21 protein-coding genes are annotated in these 21213 nt (G+C 72.0%); 6 read left to right on the forward strand and 15 right to left on the reverse strand.

Features of this window, described 5'->3' with window-relative positions:
* Positions 1 to 156 precede the first annotated feature (156 nt).
* On the reverse strand, positions 157 to 1182 hold the full coding sequence (locus AB0F82_RS07270) for an ATP-dependent 6-phosphofructokinase (RefSeq protein WP_362624783.1): 1026 nt from the start codon (positions 1180 to 1182) through the stop codon (positions 157 to 159).
* A gap of 273 nt (positions 1183 to 1455) precedes the next feature.
* Between AB0F82_RS07270 and pta the strand changes: the two genes are divergently transcribed.
* From pta to pyk, 3 genes are all read left to right on the forward strand, one after another.
* The gene (gene pta / locus AB0F82_RS07275) at positions 1456 to 3546 is read left to right on the forward strand and encodes a phosphate acetyltransferase (protein WP_362624785.1); all 2091 of its coding nucleotides are present in this window, start codon (positions 1456 to 1458) and stop codon (positions 3544 to 3546) included.
* Positions 3547 to 3601: 55 nt separating this feature from the next.
* A complete protein-coding gene (locus AB0F82_RS07280) occupies positions 3602 to 4816 on the forward strand; it encodes an acetate/propionate family kinase (protein ID WP_362624787.1) in 1215 nt (404 codons plus the stop codon).
* A 61-nt stretch (positions 4817 to 4877) separates the two neighbouring features.
* Positions 4878 to 6308 (forward strand): pyruvate kinase, encoded by a 1431-nt coding sequence (pyk, locus tag AB0F82_RS07285; RefSeq protein WP_356810635.1) that lies wholly within the window; start codon positions 4878 to 4880, stop codon positions 6306 to 6308.
* A 98-nt stretch (positions 6309 to 6406) separates the two neighbouring features.
* Here pyk and AB0F82_RS07290 read toward each other — a convergent pair whose 3' ends face one another.
* From AB0F82_RS07290 to AB0F82_RS07305, 4 genes are all read right to left on the reverse strand, one after another.
* Positions 6407 to 7654 carry a hypothetical protein gene (locus AB0F82_RS07290; protein ID WP_362624789.1) on the reverse strand — a complete coding sequence of 416 codons (1248 nt, stop codon included), beginning with the start codon at positions 7652 to 7654 and terminating at the stop codon, positions 6407 to 6409.
* On the reverse strand, positions 7644 to 8216 hold the full coding sequence (locus AB0F82_RS07295; protein ID WP_356810633.1) for a DUF6114 domain-containing protein: 573 nt from the start codon (positions 8214 to 8216) through the stop codon (positions 7644 to 7646). Before AB0F82_RS07295 ends, AB0F82_RS07290 begins: the two co-directional genes overlap by 11 nt.
* Positions 8217 to 8324: 108 nt before the next feature.
* Positions 8325 to 8966, reverse strand: a complete 642-nt coding sequence (locus tag AB0F82_RS07300; protein ID WP_356810632.1) for a DUF6230 family protein — start codon at positions 8964 to 8966, stop codon at positions 8325 to 8327.
* Positions 8967 to 9592: 626 nt separating this feature from the next.
* Entirely contained in the window at positions 9593 to 10591 is a 999-nt protein-coding gene (locus AB0F82_RS07305) for a tetratricopeptide repeat protein (RefSeq protein WP_362624792.1), read from the reverse strand.
* 240 nt (positions 10592 to 10831) lie between these two features.
* Here AB0F82_RS07305 and AB0F82_RS07310 point away from each other — a divergent pair, with 240 nt between their 5' ends.
* Positions 10832 to 11455 (forward strand): TetR/AcrR family transcriptional regulator, encoded by a 624-nt coding sequence (locus tag AB0F82_RS07310; protein WP_362624794.1) that lies wholly within the window; start codon positions 10832 to 10834, stop codon positions 11453 to 11455.
* A 40-nt stretch (positions 11456 to 11495) separates the two neighbouring features.
* On the opposite strand, the gene AB0F82_RS07315 is transcribed toward AB0F82_RS07310, so the two are convergent.
* From AB0F82_RS07315 to AB0F82_RS07335, 5 genes are all read right to left on the reverse strand, one after another.
* Positions 11496 to 11966, reverse strand: coding sequence for a hypothetical protein (locus AB0F82_RS07315; RefSeq protein WP_362624796.1), 471 nt, complete (start codon positions 11964 to 11966; stop codon positions 11496 to 11498).
* 56 nt (positions 11967 to 12022) lie between these two features.
* Positions 12023 to 13723, reverse strand: coding sequence for an acyl-CoA mutase large subunit family protein (locus AB0F82_RS07320; protein ID WP_356810628.1), 1701 nt, complete (start codon positions 13721 to 13723; stop codon positions 12023 to 12025).
* A gap of 87 nt (positions 13724 to 13810) precedes the next feature.
* Positions 13811 to 14140 carry a DUF3817 domain-containing protein gene (locus tag AB0F82_RS07325; protein WP_356810627.1) on the reverse strand — a complete coding sequence of 110 codons (330 nt, stop codon included), beginning with the start codon at positions 14138 to 14140 and terminating at the stop codon, positions 13811 to 13813.
* 151 nt (positions 14141 to 14291) lie between these two features.
* Positions 14292 to 14801, reverse strand: coding sequence for a MarR family winged helix-turn-helix transcriptional regulator (locus tag AB0F82_RS07330; protein ID WP_362624798.1), 510 nt, complete (start codon positions 14799 to 14801; stop codon positions 14292 to 14294).
* A 21-nt stretch (positions 14802 to 14822) separates the two neighbouring features.
* Positions 14823 to 16076, reverse strand: coding sequence for an MFS transporter (locus AB0F82_RS07335; protein WP_362624800.1), 1254 nt, complete (start codon positions 16074 to 16076; stop codon positions 14823 to 14825).
* A gap of 93 nt (positions 16077 to 16169) precedes the next feature.
* Between AB0F82_RS07335 and AB0F82_RS07340 the strand changes: the two genes are divergently transcribed.
* Both AB0F82_RS07340 and AB0F82_RS07345 read left to right on the forward strand, forming a co-directional pair.
* Complete coding sequence (locus AB0F82_RS07340) at positions 16170 to 17165, forward strand: ArsR/SmtB family transcription factor (RefSeq protein WP_362624802.1); 996 nt, start codon at positions 16170 to 16172, stop codon at positions 17163 to 17165.
* A gap of 98 nt (positions 17166 to 17263) precedes the next feature.
* A complete protein-coding gene (locus AB0F82_RS07345; RefSeq protein WP_362624804.1) occupies positions 17264 to 18313 on the forward strand; it encodes a glycoside hydrolase family 6 protein in 1050 nt (349 codons plus the stop codon).
* A gap of 15 nt (positions 18314 to 18328) precedes the next feature.
* On the opposite strand, the gene AB0F82_RS07350 is transcribed toward AB0F82_RS07345, so the two are convergent.
* The 5 genes from AB0F82_RS07350 to AB0F82_RS07370 form a co-directional block, all read right to left on the reverse strand.
* Entirely contained in the window at positions 18329 to 18961 is a 633-nt protein-coding gene (locus AB0F82_RS07350; protein ID WP_362624806.1) for a TetR/AcrR family transcriptional regulator, read from the reverse strand.
* Positions 18958 to 19638, reverse strand: a complete 681-nt coding sequence (locus AB0F82_RS07355) for a DUF4166 domain-containing protein (protein WP_356810621.1) — start codon at positions 19636 to 19638, stop codon at positions 18958 to 18960. Before AB0F82_RS07355 ends, AB0F82_RS07350 begins: the two co-directional genes overlap by 4 nt.
* Entirely contained in the window at positions 19635 to 20333 is a 699-nt protein-coding gene (locus tag AB0F82_RS07360; protein WP_362624808.1) for a hypothetical protein, read from the reverse strand. The genes AB0F82_RS07355 and AB0F82_RS07360 overlap by 4 nt, the downstream gene beginning before the upstream one ends.
* A 204-nt stretch (positions 20334 to 20537) precedes the next feature.
* Complete coding sequence (locus tag AB0F82_RS07365) at positions 20538 to 20834, reverse strand: MTH1187 family thiamine-binding protein (protein ID WP_362624810.1); 297 nt, start codon at positions 20832 to 20834, stop codon at positions 20538 to 20540.
* Positions 20831 to 21175: a DUF3817 domain-containing protein gene (locus AB0F82_RS07370; RefSeq protein WP_356810618.1), complete on the reverse strand. Its 345-nt coding sequence runs from the start codon at positions 21173 to 21175 to the stop codon at positions 20831 to 20833. The genes AB0F82_RS07365 and AB0F82_RS07370 overlap by 4 nt, the downstream gene beginning before the upstream one ends.
* Positions 21176 to 21213: the final 38 nt, after the last annotated feature.

Raw genomic sequence — 21213 nt, forward strand, 5'->3', positions numbered from 1 at the left:
CGCCGGGAATGATATCCAGCGGGCCCGGAGCACTCGGCGGGGCCCGTGGCGGCGTGTCGGGGGCCGTCCGCGGCGGGCAGGAAGGACCGACGTCCCGTCCGGGCGGGCGGGCGGGACGGGACGGACGGGCGGGCGGGGCAGGCGGGGCCGCGCGGGTCAGAAGACCGACTCGGCCTCGTAGATGCGGTCCTCGGGGACCGTTTTCAGCTCGGTGACCGCGTGGGCGAGGGGGGCCATCACGATGTCGGTGCCCCGCAGGGCGGTCATGTTGCCGAATTCACCGCGGTGGACGGCCTCCACGGCGTGCCAGCCGAAGCGGGTCGCGAGGACGCGGTCGTAGGCGGTGGGGGTGCCGCCGCGCTGGACGTGGCCGAGGATGACCGGGCGGGCCTCCTTGCCCAAGCGGTGCTCCAGCTCGATGGCGAGGCGGTTGCCGATGCCGGCGAAGCGCTCGTGGCCGTAGGCGTCGATCGCGCCCTTCTCGTACGGCATGGAGCCCGCGGCCGGGTGCGCGCCCTCGGCGACGCAGACGACGGCGAACTTCTTGCCGCGGGCGAAGCGTTCTTCGACCATCTTGACCAGGGCGTCCACCTCGAAGGGGCGCTCCGGCAGGCAGATCCCGTGGGCGCCTCCGGCCATGCCGGACTCCAGGGCGATCCAGCCCGCGTGGCGGCCCATGACCTCGACGACCATCACGCGCTGGTGCGACTCGGCAGTGGTCTTGAGGCGGTCGATGGCCTCGGTGGCGACCATGACGGCGGTGTCGAAGCCGAAGGTGCGGTCGGTGGAGGAGATGTCGTTGTCGATGGTCTTCGGTACGCCGACGACCGGCATCCCGGCGTCCGACAGCATCCGGGAGGCGGTCAGGGTGCCTTCGCCGCCGATCGGGATGAGGGCGTCGATGCCGTAGCGGGTGGCCAGCTCCTGCGCGTTCTCGGCGGCCTCGTGGAGCCGGGCCCGCTCCATGCGGGCCGAGCCGAGGATCGTGCCGCCGCGGGCGAGGATGCCGCTGACGGCGTTGATGTCGAGGGCGCGGAAGTGGCCGTCGAGGAGGCCCTTGAAGCCGTCCTCGAAGCCGATGACCTCGTCGCCGTGCCCGACCACCGCGCGGTGTACGACCGACCGGATGACAGCGTTGAGGCCCGGACAGTCGCCGCCCGCGGTGAGAACTCCGATACGCATCGTGCTGTGTCTCCTGCTCCTGGTCGCACCCGGCCGTGTGGGAGGGTGCCTGCTCCGGCCCGTGCACATGTCGGGCGTATTGGTGCCGCCTGTCCGATTGTTCCACGGTCGCCGGGCGGGGCGCGCTCCGCACGACTCGCCCCGGAGGGCCTCCCGGCCCGCCGGACCGGGCCTTGGTTCCGTCGGGCGCCCTACCCATTGGCGGAGGTATTGTCAAGAGGTCAAGGCATCCCAACGGGGTCGATCGACTACACCAAGAGACGGAGAGCACGCGTGACGCGCAGCGTGTACGTGACCGGTATCGAGCGGGGGGACGGCCGACAGGTCGTCGAACTCGGGATCATGGAACTCCTGACCCGGCAGACGGGCCGGGTCGGCGTCTACCGACCGCTGCTCCACGACGCACCCGACCGCCTCTTCGACCTCCTCAGGGCCCGCTACCGGATCGACCAGGACGCCTCGACGGCCTACGGGATGGAGTACCGCGAGGCCTCGGCGATCCTGGCCGAGAAGGGCACCGACGAGCTGGTCTCCCAGCTGGTCGACCGCTACCACCGGCTGGCCCGCGACTACGAGGTCGTGCTCGTCCTCGGCACCGACTACGCCGACACCAACCTTCCCGACGAACTGGCGCTCAACGCACGCCTCGCCAACGAGCTGGGTGCGGTCGTCGTCCCCGTGGTGGGCGGCACCAAGCACCCCGCCGAGGCCGTGCGCGCCGAGGCCCGCAACGCCTACCGCGCGTACGAGAGCCTGGGCTGCCACGTCGTCGCGATGGTCGTGAACCGGGTGGCCGCGGAGGACCGCGACCTGATAGCCGAGCGGCTGGCCGCCCGCCTCCCCGTACCCTGCTACGTGCTGCCGGACGACAAGTCGCTGTCCGCCCCGACCGTCGCCCAGATCACCCGGGCCCTCGGCGGCGAGGTGCTCCTCGGCGACGAGGCGGGCCTGGCCCGCGACGCCCTGGACTTCGTCTTCGGCGGCGCCATGCTGCCGAACTTCCTGAACGCCCTGACCCCCGGCTGCCTGGTGGTGACCCCCGGCGACCGCTCCGACCTCGTCGTCGGCGCGCTGGCCGCGCACACCTCGGGCACCCCGCCGATCGCCGGCGTGCTGCTCACCCTGAACGAGCGCCCGAGCAAGGACGTCCTGACGCTGGCCTCGAAGCTGGCGCCGGGCACGCCCGTGGTGTCGGTGGCCGGCAACAGCTTCCCGACCGCCGCCGAACTGTTCTCGCTGCAGAGCCGGTTGAACTCGGCGACCCCGCGCAAGCTGGAGACGGCGCTCGGCCTCTTCGAGCGGCACGTGGACACCGGCGAGCTGCGCGGGCTGCTCTCGGTGACCCGTTCGGAGCGCGTCACCCCGATGATGTTCGAGCACGAGCTGCTGGAGCGGGCCCGGTCCGAGCGCCGCCGCGTCGTGCTGCCCGAGGGCGCCGAGGAGCGCGTGCTGCGCGCCGCGGACGTGGTGCTGCGCCGGGGCGTCTGCGACCTGACCCTGCTGGGCGACGAGCAGGCGATCCTGAAGAAGGCCGGCGACCTCGGCGTCGACATCTCGGCCGCGCAGCTCATCGACCCGGCGACCTCCGCGCTGCGGGAAGGGTTCGCCGAGTACTACGCGCAGGTCCGGGCCCACAAGGGCATGACCGTCGAGCTGGCCCACGACGTGGTCACCGACGTCAACTACTTCGGCACCCTGATGGTCCAGCGCGGCCTGGCCGACGGCATGGTCTCCGGCTCGGTGCACTCCACCGCCGCGACGATCCGCCCGGCCTTCGAGATCATCAAGACTAAGCCGGAGGCGTCCATCGTCTCCTCGGTCTTCTTCATGTGCCTGGCCGACCGGGTCCTCGTCTACGGCGACTGCGCGGTCAACCCGGACCCGAACGCCGAGCAACTCGCGGACATCGCCGTCCAGTCGGCCGCGACCGCCGCCGCCTTCGGCGTCGAGCCGCGGATCGCGATGCTCTCGTACTCGACCGGCACCTCCGGTTCGGGTGCGGACGTCGACAAGGTGCGCAAGGCCACCGAGATCGTCCGCGAGCAGCGCCCCGACCTGGCCGTCGAGGGCCCGATCCAGTACGACGCGGCCGTGGAGCCCTCGGTGGCCGCGACGAAGCTGCCGGGGTCGCAGGTGGCCGGCCGGGCGACGGTGCTGATCTTCCCCGACCTCAACACCGGCAACAACACCTACAAGGCCGTACAGCGGTCGGCGGGCGCGGTCGCGGTCGGCCCGGTGCTCCAGGGCCTGCGCAAGCCCGTCAACGACCTCTCGCGCGGCGCGCTCGTCCAGGACATCGTCACCACCGTGGCCATCACCGCCATCCAGGCGCAGGGCGCGCCGGGTCCGGCCGCCACCGCCTGACCCCCTCTCCTCTCCCTCCCCTCCCCTCCGCCCGTGACAAGGAAAGACCCGCACTGTGACCGCATCGCGCGTACTCGTCCTCAACTCCGGCTCCTCGTCCGTCAAGTACCAGCTCCTGGACATGGTGGACCGGTCGCGTCTGGCCGTCGGCCTGGTCGAGCGCATCGGCGAGGAGACCTCCCGGCTGGCGCACGAGCCGCTCACCGGCCCGGCGGCGGCCGGCGGCAAGCGCGAGCGGACCGGCCCGATCGCGGACCACGGGGCCGCGCTGAAGGCCGTGGCCGCCGAGCTCGCGGCCGACGGGACGGGCCTGGACTCCCCCGAGCTGGCCGCGGTGGGGCACCGGGTGGTGCACGGCGGGACGAGGTTCACCCGGCCGACGGTGATCGACGACGAGGTGCTCGCGGAGATCCGGAACCTGATCCCCCTGGCGCCGCTGCACAATCCGGCGAACGTCACGGGCATCGAGGTGGCGCGCTCGCTGCGCGCGGACATCCCCCAGATCGCCGTCTTCGACACCGCCTTCCACTCGACGATGCCGGAGTACGTGGCGCGGTACGCGATCGACGCCGCGACCGCGGAGGCGTACTCCATCCGGCGGTACGGCTTCCACGGCACCTCCCACGCCTACGTCTCCCGGGCGACGGCGGAGCTGCTCGGCAGGCCGGTGGAGGACGTGAACGTGATCGTGCTGCACCTGGGCAACGGCGCCTCCGCCTCGGCCGTGCGCGCAGGGGTCTGCGTGGAGACGTCCATGGGCATGACCCCGCTGGAGGGGCTGGTCATGGGCACCCGCTCGGGCGACCTCGACCCGGCGGTCGTCTTCCACCTGGCGCGGGTGGGCGGCCTCTCGGTGGATGAGATCGATTCGCTCCTGAACAAGAAGAGCGGTCTGCTGGGCATGTGCGGCGACAACGACATGCGCGAGGTGCTGCGGCGGGCCGGCGAGGGCGACGAGACGGCGCGCCTGGCCTTCGACGCGTACGTCCACCGGCTGAAGAAGTACATCGGCGCCTACTCGGCGGTGCTCGGGCGGGTGGATGCGGTGGCGTTCACGGCCGGGGTCGGCGAGAACGCCCACCAGGTCCGGGAGGCCGCGGTCGACGGCCTGGCCGAGCTGGGCCTGGAGCTGGATCTCGAAGCCAATGCGGCGCGTTCCCCGCAGCCGCGGCTGGTTTCGCCGGATTATGCCCGGGTGGCCGTGGCGGTGGTCCCGACAGATGAGGAACTGGAGATCGCCACCCAGGCGTACGCGCTGGTTACCGAGTAGTCACTTGGACTTTCCACCAGCCGGAATATTCCGCTACGAAACAAACCGATAGGATCCAGTCATGCGCCGTTCCAAAATCGTCTGCACGCTGGGCCCCGCCGTCGACTCGTATGAGCAGCTGAAAGCGCTCATCGAGGCAGGTATGAACGTGGCCCGATTCAACTTCAGCCACGGATCCCAGGCAGAACACCAGGAGCGGTACGACCGCGTCCGGCAGGTCTCCGAGGACACCGGGCGCGCCGTCGGCGTCCTTGCCGACCTCCAGGGCCCGAAGATCCGTCTGGAGACCTTCGCCGAGGGTCCCGTCGAGTTGGTGCGCGGTGACGAGTTCACCATCACCACCGAGGACGTCCCGGGCGACAAGTCCATCTGCGGCACCACCTACAAGGGCCTCCCGGGCGACGTCGCCAAGGGTGACCAGATCCTGATCAACGACGGCAACGTCGAGCTCCGGGTGACGGAGGTCGAGGGCCCGCGGGTCAGGACCATCGTCATCGAGGGCGGTGTCATCTCGGACCACAAGGGCATCAACCTGCCGGGTGCCGCCGTGAACGTCCCCGCCCTGTCGGAGAAGGACGTCGACGATCTCCGCTTCGCCCTGCGGATGGGCTGCGACATGGTCGCCCTGTCCTTCGTCCGCGACGCCAACGACGTCAAGGACGTCCACAAGGTGATGGACGAGGAGGGCCGCCGCGTCCCCGTCATCGCCAAGGTGGAGAAGCCCCAGGCCGTCGAGAACATGGAGGCCGTGGTCGCCGCCTTCGACGCGGTCATGGTGGCCCGCGGCGACCTGGCCGTCGAGTACCCGCTCGAGAAGGTCCCGATGGTCCAGAAGCGGCTCATCGAGATGTGCCGCCGCAACGCCAAGCCGGTGATCGTCGCGACCCAGATGATGGAGTCGATGATCACCAACTCCCGCCCGACGCGCGCGGAGGCGTCCGACGTCGCCAACGCGATCCTCGACGGCGCGGACGCGGTCATGCTCTCGGCCGAGTCCTCGGTCGGCGCCTACCCGATCGAGACCGTCAAGACGATGTCCAAGATCGTCGCGGCGGCCGAGGAGGAGCTCCTCTCCAAGGGCCTCCAGCCGCTGGTCCCGGGCAAGAAGCCGCGCACCCAGGGCGGCTCCGTCGCCCGCGCGGCGTGCGAGATCGCGGACTTCCTGGACGGCCAGGCGCTCATCGCCTTCACCCAGTCCGGGGACACCGCCCGCCGCCTGTCGCGCTACCGCGCCACGCAGCAGATCCTGGCCTTCACCACCGACGTCAACACCCGCAACCAGCTCACACTGAGCTGGGGCGTCGAGTCGTACATCGTCCCGCACGTGGACACCACCGACGCGATGGTCGACCTGGTGGACGGCGAGCTGCTCAAGCTGGGCCGCTACAACGACGGCGACACCATGATCATCACGGCCGGCTCGCCCCCCGGCGTCCCGGGCACCACCAACATGGTCCGGGTCCACCACCTGGGCGGCGTCGCCCGCGACTGACGTCGCCGCGCCGCACCCGACTCTGCCGCACAGAGACCGAGGGCGGCACCCCGCAGTGATGCGGGGTGCCGCCCTCGGTGCGTGCGGCGGTGCGGGGACTACTCCGGCGGTCCGATGTAGTTCTTCAGGCCCGGGACCGTGAGCGTCCCGCCGAACTGCGCCGCCTGGACGACCTGGACGTCCGTGAAGAAGGCGAACGGGACGTTCAGCGGCGGCGGGCTGTTCGGGGTGAACTCGATCGGGATCAGACCGAACAGCTTCCCCTTGAGGCTCTCGGTGTACATCGTCACCGTGCCGCCGCGGATCTTGGACGTGGAGCCCGGACGGGACTTCAGGTGGGCGACGTTCCCGTCCTTGCCGACCGTCTGGTAGAGGTCCTTGATGTCCAGCGAGTCCGCCGTGAACTTCAAGACCTTCTTGATCTTGCCGCTGGCGGTCTTCACCTCGACGATGCCGTGGTAGTCCAGGCCGTAGAGGGTCAGCAGGGAGCTGTCGAGGTACCAGGGCTGGTCCGGCAGGAGCGGGATGCCCTTCTCCAGCTCGGCGTTGGCGAGGGCCTCGGCGTCGTAGGTCGGGCAGGGGAAGGGTTCCTTCCCGTCCGGGTCCTTCTTCGCCTCGTCCTTGCCGGCCTTGTCCTCGTCGCCCTCGTCCTTGGGCGTCTCGTCCTTGGGCTTCCCGACGGTGTCCTTGACCGCGTCGGGCAGTTCCTCGACCTTGGCACCCGCCTGCTTGGCGGCCTCCCGGATCGCGTCCGCGGCCGGGTCGGGAGCCGGAGTCGGCTCGGCCGTCGTGGACGGCGCGGCCGTGGGTGCCGGGGTCGCCCCGGTGTCCTTGAGCGGCTGGCCGAGCCCGTCGACGAGGTCCTTGAGCTTGTCTCCCACGCCCAGCGGGTCCAGCGGGTTCGCGGACGTGGTCGGCGCCGGCGTGGTGGCCGCCGGGGCCGGGGCGTTCGCCGACGGGGACTTGGCCGCCTCCGGGGAGGCGCTCGGCTTCGGCTTCGCGGCCGTGGACGGTGCGGGCGACGCGCTGGGCGAGGCGCTCGGCGAGGCCGTCTTCGAGGGCGTGGGGGACGGGGACTTCGACTCGGTCTCCGCCGGCTCGTCGGACCGCGTCACACACGGTCCGGGCGCGAAGGGGATCTCCTTGTCGTCGGCCACGGCCAGTTTGGGCGCCATGCCCATCCCGACGAACACGGCCGTCGGCATCGCCGCCAGCGCCATGGTCTTGCCGACGGGTATCTGGATCTTGTTCAGCAGCGACTTTCTGGGCGCCGCGTGGCGCGGGCCCTTCCTCTCACGGGAATCTGCGCCCGGGGCCACTGCCCGCTGCGTCTCGTCACCCCGCACTGTTCCTCCCGCCATCGGCGTGGGCAGTCGTCTCGCTCGCGTGTGCCGTCTCCGTCTCGCGGGGGCCCGGGATACCCGGGAAACCCGCCATCGCCTCCGACTTGGACAGGGCGACGGCGGCCGGCGGCTGGTCCGCCGGCTCCTCGTCCACCGGCTGTCCGGGGGCCCACGACAGCGCCAGGGCGCCGCCGATGAGGGAGCAGATGAAGCCCATCCCGAATCCGCCGAGGTTGGAGACCGGCAGGGACACCAGCGCCAGCAGGATCGAGGCGACGCCGGCGAAGACGCGGATGGTCTGCTGGAACCAGAGGGCCAGGCCCAGCGTGATGAGCAGTACACCGATGATCAGTGCGCCCGCGCCGCCGGTGGTGGCCATGGCGAGACTGACGTTGCCCAACCGGAGGTCCGCATACGGGAAGTACGCGATCGGGAAGCCACCGAGGAGCGTGAACAGCCCGGCCCAGAAGGGACGGCGACCGCGCCAGGCGCGGAAGTGGTAGTACACCACGGTGAGCCAGGCGTCGTCTTCTGCGCGAACGTAAACCGGGGCCTGGGGGTTCATGGACAACAGCTCCCTGGAAACGGTGGTACGGAGAACTCTGTGGAGCCCGGACGGGCGGGCGGCAGCGGCCGCCGACGCCCGCCCGTCCGGTCATTCACCGGGACGGACTCAGTCCTTGCTGTCCTGGTAGCACGGCTTGTCGCCGCCGAGCAGACGCAGCTTCAGGTCGGGCAGCTTGAACGTGCCGGCCGTGGTCGCCCACGCCTTCTGGCGCACGTTGGTCAGGATCGCCTTGTCGGCGCGCTGCGAGAACGCGTACGGGCTGGCGACCGTGCCGGCCTGCGGCTTGGTCTTGTGGTTCGGGTCGCCGACCGCGACACCGATGTCCAGGTTCTTGAACTCGGCGTCGGTGTCGAGCTCCGCAACATCCAGGTAGATGTTGTCGGCGACGGCCGGCTTGCCCTTGTGGCCGGTGCGCAGCTGCAGCGTGATGTTGCCCATCGGCGTCGGGGTCACCAGCGACTGGCACATGTTGGTGATCTCGGCGTGGCTGAACCCGGAGATCGTCACCGGGTGGTGCTGCGCATTGCCCTTGAGGTCGTGCCCCTCGGCGATGCCGCCGTACTGGATGAGGTTGTCACCGTCGAGCTTGTCGGCCGAGACCTTGAAGTCCTGGCCGGAGACGCTGAAGGACGCCGCGAGGGCACCCTGCGCCAGACCCACACCGACCGCGGCCGTGGCCGCGATGCTCGGCACCATGACGAGCGCGAAGCGCTTCCATCTGGTCCCGCCACGAACCTGAGAACTCATTTCGTTCCTCCTTCTCGGACGTACATCTCCGGTCCGGGCCGTGCCCGTCCTGGGATGGGAGAAGTGCTACGTCCTCGGGAAGGAGCGCAGGCGGCCGGGCCGCGGCCGTGCCACGTCCGATACACCGGCGTTCACCCCCGAGCGACAACCACTTGGCCACGCGTTCGCGCAACCTGGAGGACAGGCTCCGCCGTGTGGCAGAGACCCCCCTGTCCCACGGCCGGTGCCACTGCCACCGGCCGGCCCGGTGGGGACCCTCCACCGCGGCTCCGAGTGAGCGGCTCTGCGGGAAGGACCGAGCGTCGCCGATCGTGGTCCATTCCCGGCCGGGACACAAGGGGGTTCGTTACTGGCGGGTAACGGCCAGATAACCTGAATGCTGCCTGTAACCGTCCGTCGGCAACACAGGGTGCCACGAGGGGCCCTGACAGAACGGCGAAATGGTGAACACACCGGACAGTTCACGGGGTTCGATTTACTGCGAGTAACAGCGGCCGCGATTGCCAAGTTTTGGCAAAGTGCGGCCGCTGTTTATCTGCGTGTCAACAATCGGCGGCGGCCCGACGACGTCCGGAACCCTTCGCGGGACCGGCACGGAGCGGCTGCGGAGCCGGTCCGGAGCCGGTCTAGAAGAGCACGCGCGCCAGCGCCGTCCGCGCCGCCGCCACCCTCGGATCGTCGGCGCCGATGACCTCGAACAGTTCCAGCAGCCGCAGCCGCACCGCATCCCGATCGTCACCGAACGTGACCTTCACGGCGTCCACCAGACGGCCGAAGGCGTCCTCCACGTGGCCGCCGACCAGGTCGAGGTCGGCCGCGGCGATCTGCGCCGCCGGATCGCGCGGGTTCTCGGCCGCGGCGGTGCGCACCTCCTGCGGGTTCATGTGCTGGACCCGGGCGAGCAGCTCGGCCTGGGCGAGGCCCAGCTTGGCCTCGGTGTTGCCCGGGTCGTCCGCGAGTACGTTCTTGTACGCCTGCACCGCGCCGCCCAGGTCACCGGCGTCCAGTGCGACGACGGCCGCTTCCAGCAACGCGTCGTACGGACCGGCCGGGACCTCGGTCTCGACGGGCCCGGCGGCCCCTTCGGCGCTCGGGTCCACCTCGATACCGATGATCCCGAAGCGCTCCTCGGCGACCTGGACCAGCTGGGCGAGGGTTTCGCGGATCTGCTGCTCGGGGGCGACGCCCTGGAACAGCGGCAGCACCTGACCGGCGACCACGGCGAAGACGGCCGGGATGCCCTGGATCTGGAACTGCTGCATCAGCATCTGGTTGGCGTCGACGTCCACCTTGGCCAGCACTAGGCGGCCGTTCGCCTCGGTGACCAGGCGCTCCAGGAGCGGGCTGAGCTGCTTGCACGGCTGGCACCACTCGGCCCAGAAGTCCAGGACGACCGGGACTTCCGCGGAGAGTTGGAGCACATCACGTTCGAAGCCGGCCTCGTCTACGTCGACGACGAGCGCGGACGGCGGAACGGCGCCGGCGGACGGGGCGGCCCCGCCGCCCTGGCTCGCCTGACGGGCCGCCTCGGCACGGGCCTGCTCGGCCTTGGCCTTGGCCTCGCCGGCCGCCTTCACCGCGGCGAGGTCGACGACGCCGCTCATGGACATGTTTCTGGGCTGCATGCGTACATCCTCCCCCGTGTGCGCGCGCCGACGAAAAAGATCGCCTGAATTGGCCGTGCCGTCGTACCGTCGTGCCGGTCGGCGCCGGGTCCCCACCTGGCGCCTGTAGCTCTTCGCGTGGTTGTCGCTCTTACGCTACGAGCCGTAGCGTAACTCCCCCGGAGGCCCGGCGCGCCCCTGCCGCGTGCGTGATCTGAACCACAGCGGCCCGTTCGGCTACCGACGGGTATGGTCTCGGCCATGCGCAACCCCAGCCCCGGCCGCACCGGTCGCCCCCGCAGCGCGGCCGCGGATGCCGCCATCCTCGCCGCCACCCGGGCCGCGCTGGTCGAGCTGGGCTGGTCGAAGCTGACGATGGGCGACGTCTCGGCCCGCGCGGGCGTCGCCAAGACCACCCTGTACCGGCGCTGGGCGGGCAAGAGCGAGCTGGTCGTGGACGCCGTCGCGGAACTCTTCGACTCCCTGGAACTTCCGGACCGGGGCTCCCTGGAAGCCGACATCGAGTACGTGGTCCTGCGCTTCGCGGAGCTGCTGCGGCGCCCGGAGGCCCGTACGGCCCTGATGGCGGTCGTCTCCGAGTCCACCCGGGACGAGGCCCTGCGTGACCGGATCCGGTCGGCGATCGTCGACCGGCAGAAACGTCTCGTCGTACTGGGTCGCGAACGGGCCCAGGCCCGCGGCGAACTCCCCTACGAGGAGGACGAGTTCCTGGCGAGCCGCACCACGGACCTGATCTTCGACGTGATCGCGGGCACCGTCGTGCACCGCGCCCTGGTGAGCTCGGAACCGGTGGACGAGCTCTGGGTGGCCGCCTTCACCGCGCTGCTGATGCACGGCCTCCGCGGGCCGTCCGCCGTCGTCTGAGCCGCCGCCCCGAAACCCGCGCGCCCCTGCCGCCGCGCCGTCAGAAGGTCCATTCCCCTGCGCGGCGCCGGGATTCCAGGACCTGTGCCGCCAGCGCGGCCGCCCGCGGGTTCTCCCCCGGCCAGGGCCGCCGGCGGCCGGGCCAGCTCGCCCAGCGCAGCGCGTCGGCCTCCTCCTCGGGCCGCAGGCCGGCCGCGACGAGCGCGCCGCGGGCCACTTGGGCTCCGGCCGTGCGGTACCCGATGTCCCGGGCGTCCGGCCAGTACACGCCGCCGCCGGTGATCAGGACCGCTGCCTCGACCCCGTCCAGTCCGAGCTCGATCCCGTCCCGCACCGCCGCGAGGAACTCGGCGGGCAGCCTCTCCTGCGGAGCCAGGTTCAGGATCTCCGTACCGGCGGGCCCCGGCGGCTCGAAGTCGGCCACGACGTAGGCGTAATGGCCGCCGCAGCCTCCCCTGTTCATCACCACGCGCGCGCTCACGCCCCGTACGGGCACAGGAAGGCCGGTCACGCCCCCACCGTAAGGGGGTTGGCGCGACCGGCCTCCACGGACCCGGAGGTCCCGGGTCAGAAGCCCGGGGGCTCGGTGTAGACGCCCCACTCGTCGCGCAGCGCGTTGCAGATCTCGCCCAGCGTGGCTTCGGCGCGCACCGCGTCCAGCATGGCGGGGATCATGTTCGACCCGTCACGGGCGGCGTCCAGCATGGCCTTCAGGGCCGCGGTGACCTCGGCGTCGTCGCGGCGCTCCTTGCGGTCGGCGAGCACGCGGACCTGCTCGCGCTCCACCTCGTGGCTGACCCGCAGGATCTCCAGGTCACCGGTGACCGACCCGTGGTGGACGTTGACGCCGACGACCCGCTTGTCGCCCTTCTCCAGCGAGCGCTGGTACTGGAAGGCCGACTCGGCGATCTCGCCGGTGAACCAGCCGTCCTCGATGCCGCGCAGGATGCCCGAGGTGATCGGCCCGATCGGGTGCCGGCCGTCCGGGTGGGCGCGCAGGCCGCGCTCCTTGATCTGCTCGAAGATCTTCTCGGCGTCGGCCTCGATGCGGTCGGTGAGCTGCTCCACGAACCAGGAGCCGCCCAGCGGGTCCGCCACGTTGGCGACGCCGGTCTCCTCCATCAGCACCTGCTGGGTGCGCAGGGCGATCTCGGCGGCCTGCTCGCTCGGCAGCGCGAGCGTCTCGTCGAGGGCGTTGGTGTGCAGCGAGTTGGTGCCGCCGAGGACGGCCGCGAGGGCCTCCACGGCGGTGCGTACGACGTTGTTGTAGGGCTGCTGCGCGGTGAGGGAGACGCCGGCGGTCTGCGTGTGGAACCGCAGCCACATCGACTTCTCGCTCTTGGCCCCGTAGACCTCCTTCATCCAGCGCGCCCAGATCCGGCGGGCCGCGCGGAACTTGGCGATCTCCTCGAAGAAGTCGAGGTGCGCGTCGAAGAAGAAGGACAGGCCGGAGGCGAAGTGGTCCACGTCCAGGCCGCGGGAGAGGCCCAGCTCCACGTAGCCGAAGCCGTCGGCGAGGGTGTAGGCGAGCTCCTGCGCGGCCGTGGCCCCGGCCTCGCGGATGTGGTAGCCGGAGACGGAGAGCGGCTTGTAGGCAGGGATGCCCCTCGCGCAGTACTCCATGAGGTCGCCGATGAGGCGAAGGTGCGGCTCGGGCTCGAAGAGCCACTCCTTCTGGGCGATGTACTCCTTGAAGATGTCCGTCTGAAGCGTGCCGTTCAGGACGGCGGGGTCCACGCCCTGGCGCTCGGCGGCGACGAGGTACATGCAGAAGGCGGGCACGGCGGGGCCCGAGATCGTCATCGACGTCGTGACGTCGCCGAGGGGGATGTCCTTGAAGAGGACCTCCATGTCGGCGGCCGAGTCGATGGCGACGCCGCAGTGGCCGACCTCGCCGAGCGAGCGGGGGTCGTCGGAGTCGCGCCCCATGAGGGTCGGCATGTCGAAGGCCACGGAGAGCCCGCCGCCGCCGGCGGCCAGGATCATCTTGTAGCGCTCGTTCGTCTGCTCGGCGTTGCCGAAGCCGGCGAACTGGCGGATGGTCCAGGTCCGGCCGCGGTAGCCGGTGGCGTGCAGACCGCGGGTGTACGGGTACTCCCCCGGCCAGCCGATCCGCTCGAAGCCCTCGTACGCGTCGCCGGGCCGGGGCCCGTAGACCGGCTCGACCTCGTCCCCGGAGAGCGTGGTGAAGTCTGCCTCGCGCTTGCGGGCCTTGTCATAACGGGCCTGCCAGCGACGGCGGCCCTCCTCGATGGCGTCAGCGTCCATACCCATGAATTTACTAGGACGTCCTAGTAAATGTCGATGGCAAACCCCCGGGGACTCGCCCCGGGGGTGGGTGACGCTCGCCTCGTATCAGGCCCGGGCGGTCGCGAGGGAGTCGCTGACCAGCGGCTCGACCTCGGCACGCACCTTGCGCTCGACGAAGAACGCGGCCAGCGGAATCGTGCCCGACACGAGCACCCAGAGCAGCTTCCCGAAGGTCCACTTGGCCTTGGACCCCAGGTCGAAGGCGAAGACCAGGTAGATCATGAAGAGCACACCGTGGGCCTGCGACACGAAGAAGGTCAGTTCGGCGCCGGTGCCGAAGCCGTACTTCGCCACCATGCAGGCGCAGAGGATCAGGAGCATGACCGCGGTCACGTAGGCCATGACGCGGTAGCGGGTCAGCACGCTTCGTTTCATGCGGACGAGCCTAACCGTCCGTTTTGCTCGATCTTGACGCGGCCCCGGGATCGCGGCACGGGCCCGATCGGCGACGCACGCGCCCAGGTCGTGTCGTCAAAGTCCCGCCCGGCCGGCCTTCGGGCGGCCGACGCTGCTGCGACGACACTCCCTAGGACTCCTCGAAGTCCGCGGCGGCCACCCGCAGCGGGCGGAGCAGGGCGAAGATCTCCCCGCACTCCTCGGCGTCGTACGCGCCCAGGCCGAAGTCGATGGCCATCAGGTCCTTCGTGGCGGCCTCGACGACCTCCCGGCCCTTCTCCGTGATGGAGGCGAGGGTGCCGCGGCCGTCGTTCGGGTTGGGCCGCTTGGCGACCAGCCCGGACTTCACCAGCCGGTCGACGGTGTTGGTCACCGAGGTCGGGTGGACCATCAGCCGCTCGCCGATCTTCGACATCGGCAGCTCGCCCGCCTTGGAGAAGGTGAGCAGCACCAGGGCCTCGTAGCGCGCGAAGGTCAGCCCGTACGGCTTGACGACCGCGTCGACCTCGCCGAGCAGGATCTGGTGGGCGCGCATGATCGAGGTGATCGCGGCCATCGACGGCACGGGCCCCCACCGCTGTCGCCAGAGCTCGTCTGCGCGGGCGATGGGGTCGAAGGGAAGGCTGAGCGGCTTGGGCACGCGTCCGACCCTACCGGGAGGTCACTTCCCGGCGCGGGGCGTCTCATCCCTCAGTCGCTCCTCCTGCCGGACGGCGGACCGCAGTTCGGCCAGGAGCGCCAGCACGACGGCGGTGCCGAGCACCCCGGAGCCGGTGACGACCACGTGCACCGGGAAGAACTCGGCCGCCAGCCCGGCCAGGGCCATGCCGACTCCCTGGAGGGTCATCAGGCCGGTGCTGAGCAGGGTCATCGCCCGGCCGCGCAGCTCGTCGGGGACGGCCTCCACGTACCACTGGTCCAGCCCCAGGGTGTGGGCGTGGGCCAGCCCGGCGAGCAGCAGCGCGAGCAGGGCGAGGGGCACGCCCGGCCGGCCGGCGTAGAGGAGCAACGGCAGCAGGCCGGCGGCGGCCAGCGGGGCGACGATCCGCGAACGCGTCCGGGCGCTGAGCGCGGAGCCCGCCCAGAGCTCGCCTGCGATGGTGCCGACGGGCATGGCGCACATCATCAGTCCGAGGACGGCGGTTCCGGCGCCGATGCCGTCGGCGTACGCGGCGAGCAGCGCCTCGGGGACGACGAGGAAGACGGGCGGTAGCCAGAACAGCAGGGTGAGCGCCCGCAGCCGGCGCCGGCCCAGGACGGCCCGCATTCCGGCGAGCGGTGAGGTGCGGACGGCCGCCCGTGCGGGGCGGCCGCGGGTGCCCAGCCACAGCAGGAGGGCCGAGCCGAGGAATCCGGCAGCGGTCAGCGCGAGGGCGCCGCGCGGGGCGAGCACGGTGAGCAGCAGCCCGCCGAGTCCGAAACCGATGAGCTGGGCGCTCTGGGCGACCAGGCGCAGCAGCGAGCGGCCCAGGACGTACGCCTCGCCCGCGCCGAGGATGTCGGGGAGGGAGGCGTTGCGCGTGCCCTGGAAGAGGGGTGCGACGAAGGCCATCGCGCAGCGCAGGACGAGGAGGGCGGCGACGGGGGTGGCGGGGAGCACCATGGCCGCGGCGCAAGCGGCGCAGACGAGGTCGCACGTGACGAGCACCCGCCGGGCGGGCAGGCGGTCGGCGATCCCGGCGAGCAGCGTGCCGCCGAGGACGTAGGGGAGGAAGCCGAGCGCGAAGGTGAGCGCGCTCATCAGGGGTGATCCGGTGAGGCGGTAGACGAGGACGGAGAGGGAGATCTCGGCGACGACCAGGCCGAGTACGGACATCAGGTGTGCGGCGAAGACGGCCGGGAATTCCGGGGTCCGCAACACGGTGCGGTAGCCGGCGGAGCCCGCTCGGGCCGTGGCCGGGGTGACGGTTGCCATGACGGCAGCGTCGGGGACCTAGGCTGGCCGGCGTAGAGATTCGGCCCGGAACGAATGTCGGGCGCAACGGTCGGCGGCGCGGGAGGGTGCGGCATGGGACTGCACCATCGTTTCGGGCACGAGGACCTGCTGAGGTGCCGGTTCGCGCTGTCGCCGGCGTGGGAGACGCAGGAGGCGATCCGGACCCTGAGCCGCCCGGACCGGCAGGGCTACCACCTGCCGTGGCTGCGGGGGATCCGGGCCGCCGCCGACGGGCTGGACCTGCGGCCGCTGTGGCTGCTGATGCCGCGCCGGGGGCACAGTACGGACTTCATCAGCCCGCCGCCGAGCGGGCCCGGCGTCTCCTTCGAGGAGGAGATCGCGGTGATCCGCGCGGCGGATCCGGCCGCGGCGTGCGAGGACATGCGCCGGTCGCTGGCCTGCACGCCGGGCGCTCTCGACAGTGACCTGGGGCGCTACCTGCTCGCTGATCCGGCGCGGGCGGTGCGCGAGCTGGCGGACCTGCTGGAGCGTGCCTGGGCCGTGCTGGTCGAGCCGCACTGGCCGCGGTTGAGGGCCCTGCTGGAGGCGGACGTCCTCTTCCACACGCGCCGCCTCGCCGCCGGCGGGCTGGAGGCCCTCTTCGACGGTCTGCACCCCGAACTCGCCTGGGACGCGGCCTCGCTCACCCTGACCATCGAGCGGCCCACCCACCACGACCGCGTCCTGGGCGGCCAAGGGCTGCTTCTCATGCCGAGCGCCTTCGTCTGGCCGCAGATCGCGGGCGGCTTCGACCCGCCGTGGCAGCCGACCGTCGTCTACCCGGCCCGTGGCGTGGGCGCCCTGTGGACGCCGGCGGGTGAGGACACGCCGACCGCGCTGGCCCGGCTGCTGGGCCGGGCCCGGGCGGACGTGCTGTGCGCGCTGGACGAACCGGCGTCCACCACGGCCCTGGCCCACCGCCTGGGCCTGGCTCCGTCCACCGTCTCGGCCCACCTGGGGGTCCTGCACGCGGCGGGTCTGCTCATCTCCGCCCGCCGGGGCCACCAGGTGCTCTACGAACGCACCCCGCTGGCCATCGCCCTCACCACGGGGGCCGCCGCGGGCTAGGTCGCGGCCGGTGTCGCACGGCCGAGCCGACGGTCCGTCATGTCACCATATTCCGGTCTTACGGTCTGCCGCCCGACCCTTCGTCCCGAGGAAACCGGATGCCACCCGTCGCTCCCAGGTCGTGTCCCGGGCCACGCCGTCCCCGGCCCGCCGCCGCCGTCCTCGGCCTGCTCCTGCTCCTCGCCGCGGCCCCCGCCTGCACCACGGCGCCGCAGCCCGGACCGCCCCCGCCCGCCGCCGGTCCCGCGGCCCCGGCCGCCGCCGACGGCGGGTCCGCCTTCTGGGTGGACCCCGGCAGCGACGCCGCCCGGCAGGTCGTGGCGTGGGAGGCGAGGGGCCGCTACGACGACGCCCAGGTGCTGCGCCGGATCGCGGACCGGCCGGTGGCCCTGTGGGGACGGCCGGGCGATCCCGGCCCCGGGATCCGCCGGGCCCGGGCGGGCGCGAAAGCCGCCGGGAGAGCCCTGGTGCTGGCCGCGCACAACATCCCGCACCGCGACTGCGGACGCCGGCCGGCCGGGGGCGCCGCCGACGCCCGGGCCTACCGCGGCTGGATCGGCGCCTTCGCCGACGCGATCGGCGACGCCAGAGCCCTCGTCGTGCTGGAACCGCACGCCGTCGCGAACGCCGTCGACGGCTGCGTGCGCGACGGGCAGCGCGCCGAGCGCTACCGGCTGCTTTCCGAGGCCGTCGACCGGCTCAAGCGGAACCGCAACACGAAGGTCTATCTGGACGCCGGTGATCCGGCGTGGATCCGCGATCCCGCGGACCTCGTCGGCCCCCTGCGCGAGGCGGGCCTCGACCGCGCCGACGGCTTCGCCCTCAACGTCTCCGGATTCCAGCCGGACGCGGCCGTCCGGGCTTACGGCGCCGAGCTCTCCCGGGCCACCAAGGGCCGGCACTTCGTCATCGACACCGGCCGCAACGGCGCCGGGCCGCTGCCGGGCGACCGCGCCCGGGCCTCCTGCAACCCGCCCGGCCGCGCCCTCGGCACACCGCCGACCGACCGGACCGGCGACCCGCTCGTCGACGCGTACCTGTGGGTGAAGCGGCCCGGCGAGTCCGACGGGACCTGCCGCGGCGGCCCGGCGGCCGGCACCTGGTGGCCCGAGCAGGCCCTCGGCCTGGCCCGCCGCGCCCGCGACTGAGCCGCCGCACACGGTTCAGCCGCGGGTGCCGCGGCGCAGTCCGTGGCGTACGGCGCGCTGGCTCAGGGGCCCCAGGCCCTCCAGTACCGCGGCCAGTCCGGCGAGCTGCTCCAGGGCGTCGAACGCGCTGCCGGCGCCCTGCGGGTCGACCGCCTCGTACAGCTCGATGCCGACGAAGGAGGCGGCGGTGGCCCGGGCGAGCCCCGCGGGGTCGGCGAACCCGTCCAGCGGGGTCGCTGCGAGCAGCCGGGTGAGCACGTCCTCCAGCTCCTCGATCCACAGGCCGAGTCCGGCGGCGGTGGCGGCCGCGAGGGCGGGCGAGCTCTGCCCGGCGGCCAGCAGCTGCCCGAGCATGGCGACGTGCCCGGCCTCCCGCTCCTCGGCGTGCATCGCGCGGGCGAACTCGACCAGTTCGGTGAGGCTGCCCAGCCCGGCGAGCCGGTCGCGGTAGCGGTCCACCCGCTGCTCGGCGCCGTACCGGCAGGCGGCGGCGAGCAGTTCGTCGACCGAGCCGAAGTGGTAGAAGATCAGGCCCTGGCCGACTCCGGCGGTGGCCGCGATGGTGCGGGCCGAGGCCTTGGCGATGCCCTGCTCGACGAGCGTGCGCAGGGCTCCTTCGAGGAGCTTGTCCTTGGTGGCCGCGCTCACGTCCGCGCCTCCTCACGGACCGGCCGCAGGTCTGATCGGACCCCGTGCGTGCGGACGTCCACGTACTGCGCGGTGAAGGAGCCCTCGTAGCCGAAGAGCGGTCCGAAGCGGCGGTTGACCACCCGTACCCGGATCCGGAAGCGGCCGGTGGCGTCGTCGAAGGACTCGCGCACCTCGGCGTCGCCGCCGATGAGGTCGGGGACGCGGACGTCGACGGGGCCCTCGCGGAAGCGGTGCTCACCGGAGCGGATGAGCAGCGAACCGTCCGCCTCGGCGCTCATGTGCAGGTCGCTGGCGAGGTGCTGGTGCGTGCCCAGGTAGTCGAGGACGCAGTCGCGTTCGGGGCTGTGGACCATCGTGGCGTCGAACCGGTGCGGCCCGCCGGGCAGCTGGAAGGTCCGTACGAAGGTGACGGTCTCGCGCCCGTAGGAGTCGAGGTACGGGAGGTTCTCGATGACGAAGGGGACGTCGCGGCCCTCGCGCGGCACCAGGATGTTGCGCATCCCGCCGAGCCGGAGGAAGGGCTTCACGAAGCTGCCGCCGTGCCATATCCGTTCCATGGTCCCCCGGCCGATGCAGCCCTCCCCGCTGTCCAGTCCGACCGAGAAGCGGCGCTGGATCTGCGGGTGCAGACGGTCGAAGCCGGCGCCCATGTGGGCCCGGAAGATGGAGGTCATGACGGCTCCAGGGTGCTGAGCAGAGGGGGTGCGGCGACGGGCGTGCGGCCGGGCGGCGTGCGCAGGCAGCGGCGCGCGGCCGGGGTTCCCGGCAGTGGCGGCAGCAGCAGCGCGGCGGCCAGGACGAGCAGGGCCACGGCGGCGGGGGCGTACAGCAGGGCGGCGGCGGACAGCAGGGCGCGCAGGGCGCTCTCGCCGACCGCCCGGGCGAGGGCGAGGCCGGGCGGGGTGCCGCGTTCGCACCACAGCCGCAGCCTGTCGAAGGACCAGGCGGTGGCCCAGCCCATGAGCGGCCGGAAGGCGAGCCGGTCGGCCAGGGCCCCGAAGCGGCCCCAGCGGGGCCGGTAGTCGTAGCCGGTGAGGAAGCGGATCCCGGCGCCGGCCGGAACGTAGCGCCAGTACCCGCTGCCCTCGGCGAGCAGCGAGAGCGGATGGTCCGAGGCGAACCGCAGGGCCGACACCCGGGTCCCGTCGGGCCGGCGGCGCTCCCCCGCGGAGACGCCGGTCCCGTCGACGGAGACGAAGGGCAGTACGCGGGTGGCGTACCGGAACCGCTGCGGCTCACCCTCGGACCGCGGGAGGTAGTGGATGGAGGTGAACCTCAGGTCCCACCGCTGGTGCTGGGCGGGATCCTGGCTGCGCTCCCACAGCTCGTCCATCCCGGCCCGGATCACCGTCTCGACGTACAGGCCCATGCCCGCCCCCCCCGGTTCCCGCTTTTGAGCGATCGCTCAACCCGGACCCTAGGCGCATTTGAGCGATCGCTCAAGAGTGAGCCCCGTCACACGGGTTGGGTTCCGGGCACGGCTCGGGCGCGGTCCGGGCGCGGACCGGGCACGCGAAAGCGCCCCCGGCCGGATGGGGCCGGGGGCGCCTGGGGCGTACGGGGGCGGGGGGGGTCAGCCCTGCCCGAGGTGGCGTTCCACCGTCTCGACCTTCGAGGTGATGCCGTCGGTGACGCCGGGTCGGATGTCGGCCTTGAGGACGAAGGAGACGCGGGGCGCCCGCTCCTCGACGGCGGCGACCGCGCGCCGGATCACGTCCATGACCTGGTCCCAGTCGCCTTCGATCGTCGTGAACATCGCGTCGGTGCGGTTGGGCAGGCCGGACTCGCGGACCACCCGGACCGCGTCGGCGACGTACTCCCCGACCTCTTCACCCACCCCGAGCGGGGTCACCGAGAACGCGGCGATCACGCCTGGGCCGCCTGACGGGCGCGGGCCGCCACCACGCTGTCGGCCTCTTCCCGCTTGAGCAGCTTGTCGCCGTAGAGGCCGCCGAAGGGCAGGACCGCGAGGACGAAGAACAACGCGACCTTCTTGACGGGCCACTTCGCCTTGTTCCACACGTCCAGCAGCAGGACCGCGTAGATGGTGAACAGGATCCCGTGCAGGATTCCCAGCGGCATCATCAGGTAGTCGATGTCCGAGACCCGGCTCAGCAGCGAGCCGAAGATCAGCAGGGCCGGGAACGACAGCGCCTCCGGTACGGAGACCAGGCGCAGGCGGTGCAGGGCGGAGGCGGTCTTGATGTCCACGTGGAACCTTCGGGGTGGAGGCCAGGGTCGCCTCCAGT

Source organism: Streptomyces virginiae, assembly GCF_040638905.1.
Taxonomy (GTDB): Bacteria; Actinomycetota; Actinomycetes; order Streptomycetales; family Streptomycetaceae; genus Streptomyces; species Streptomyces virginiae_B.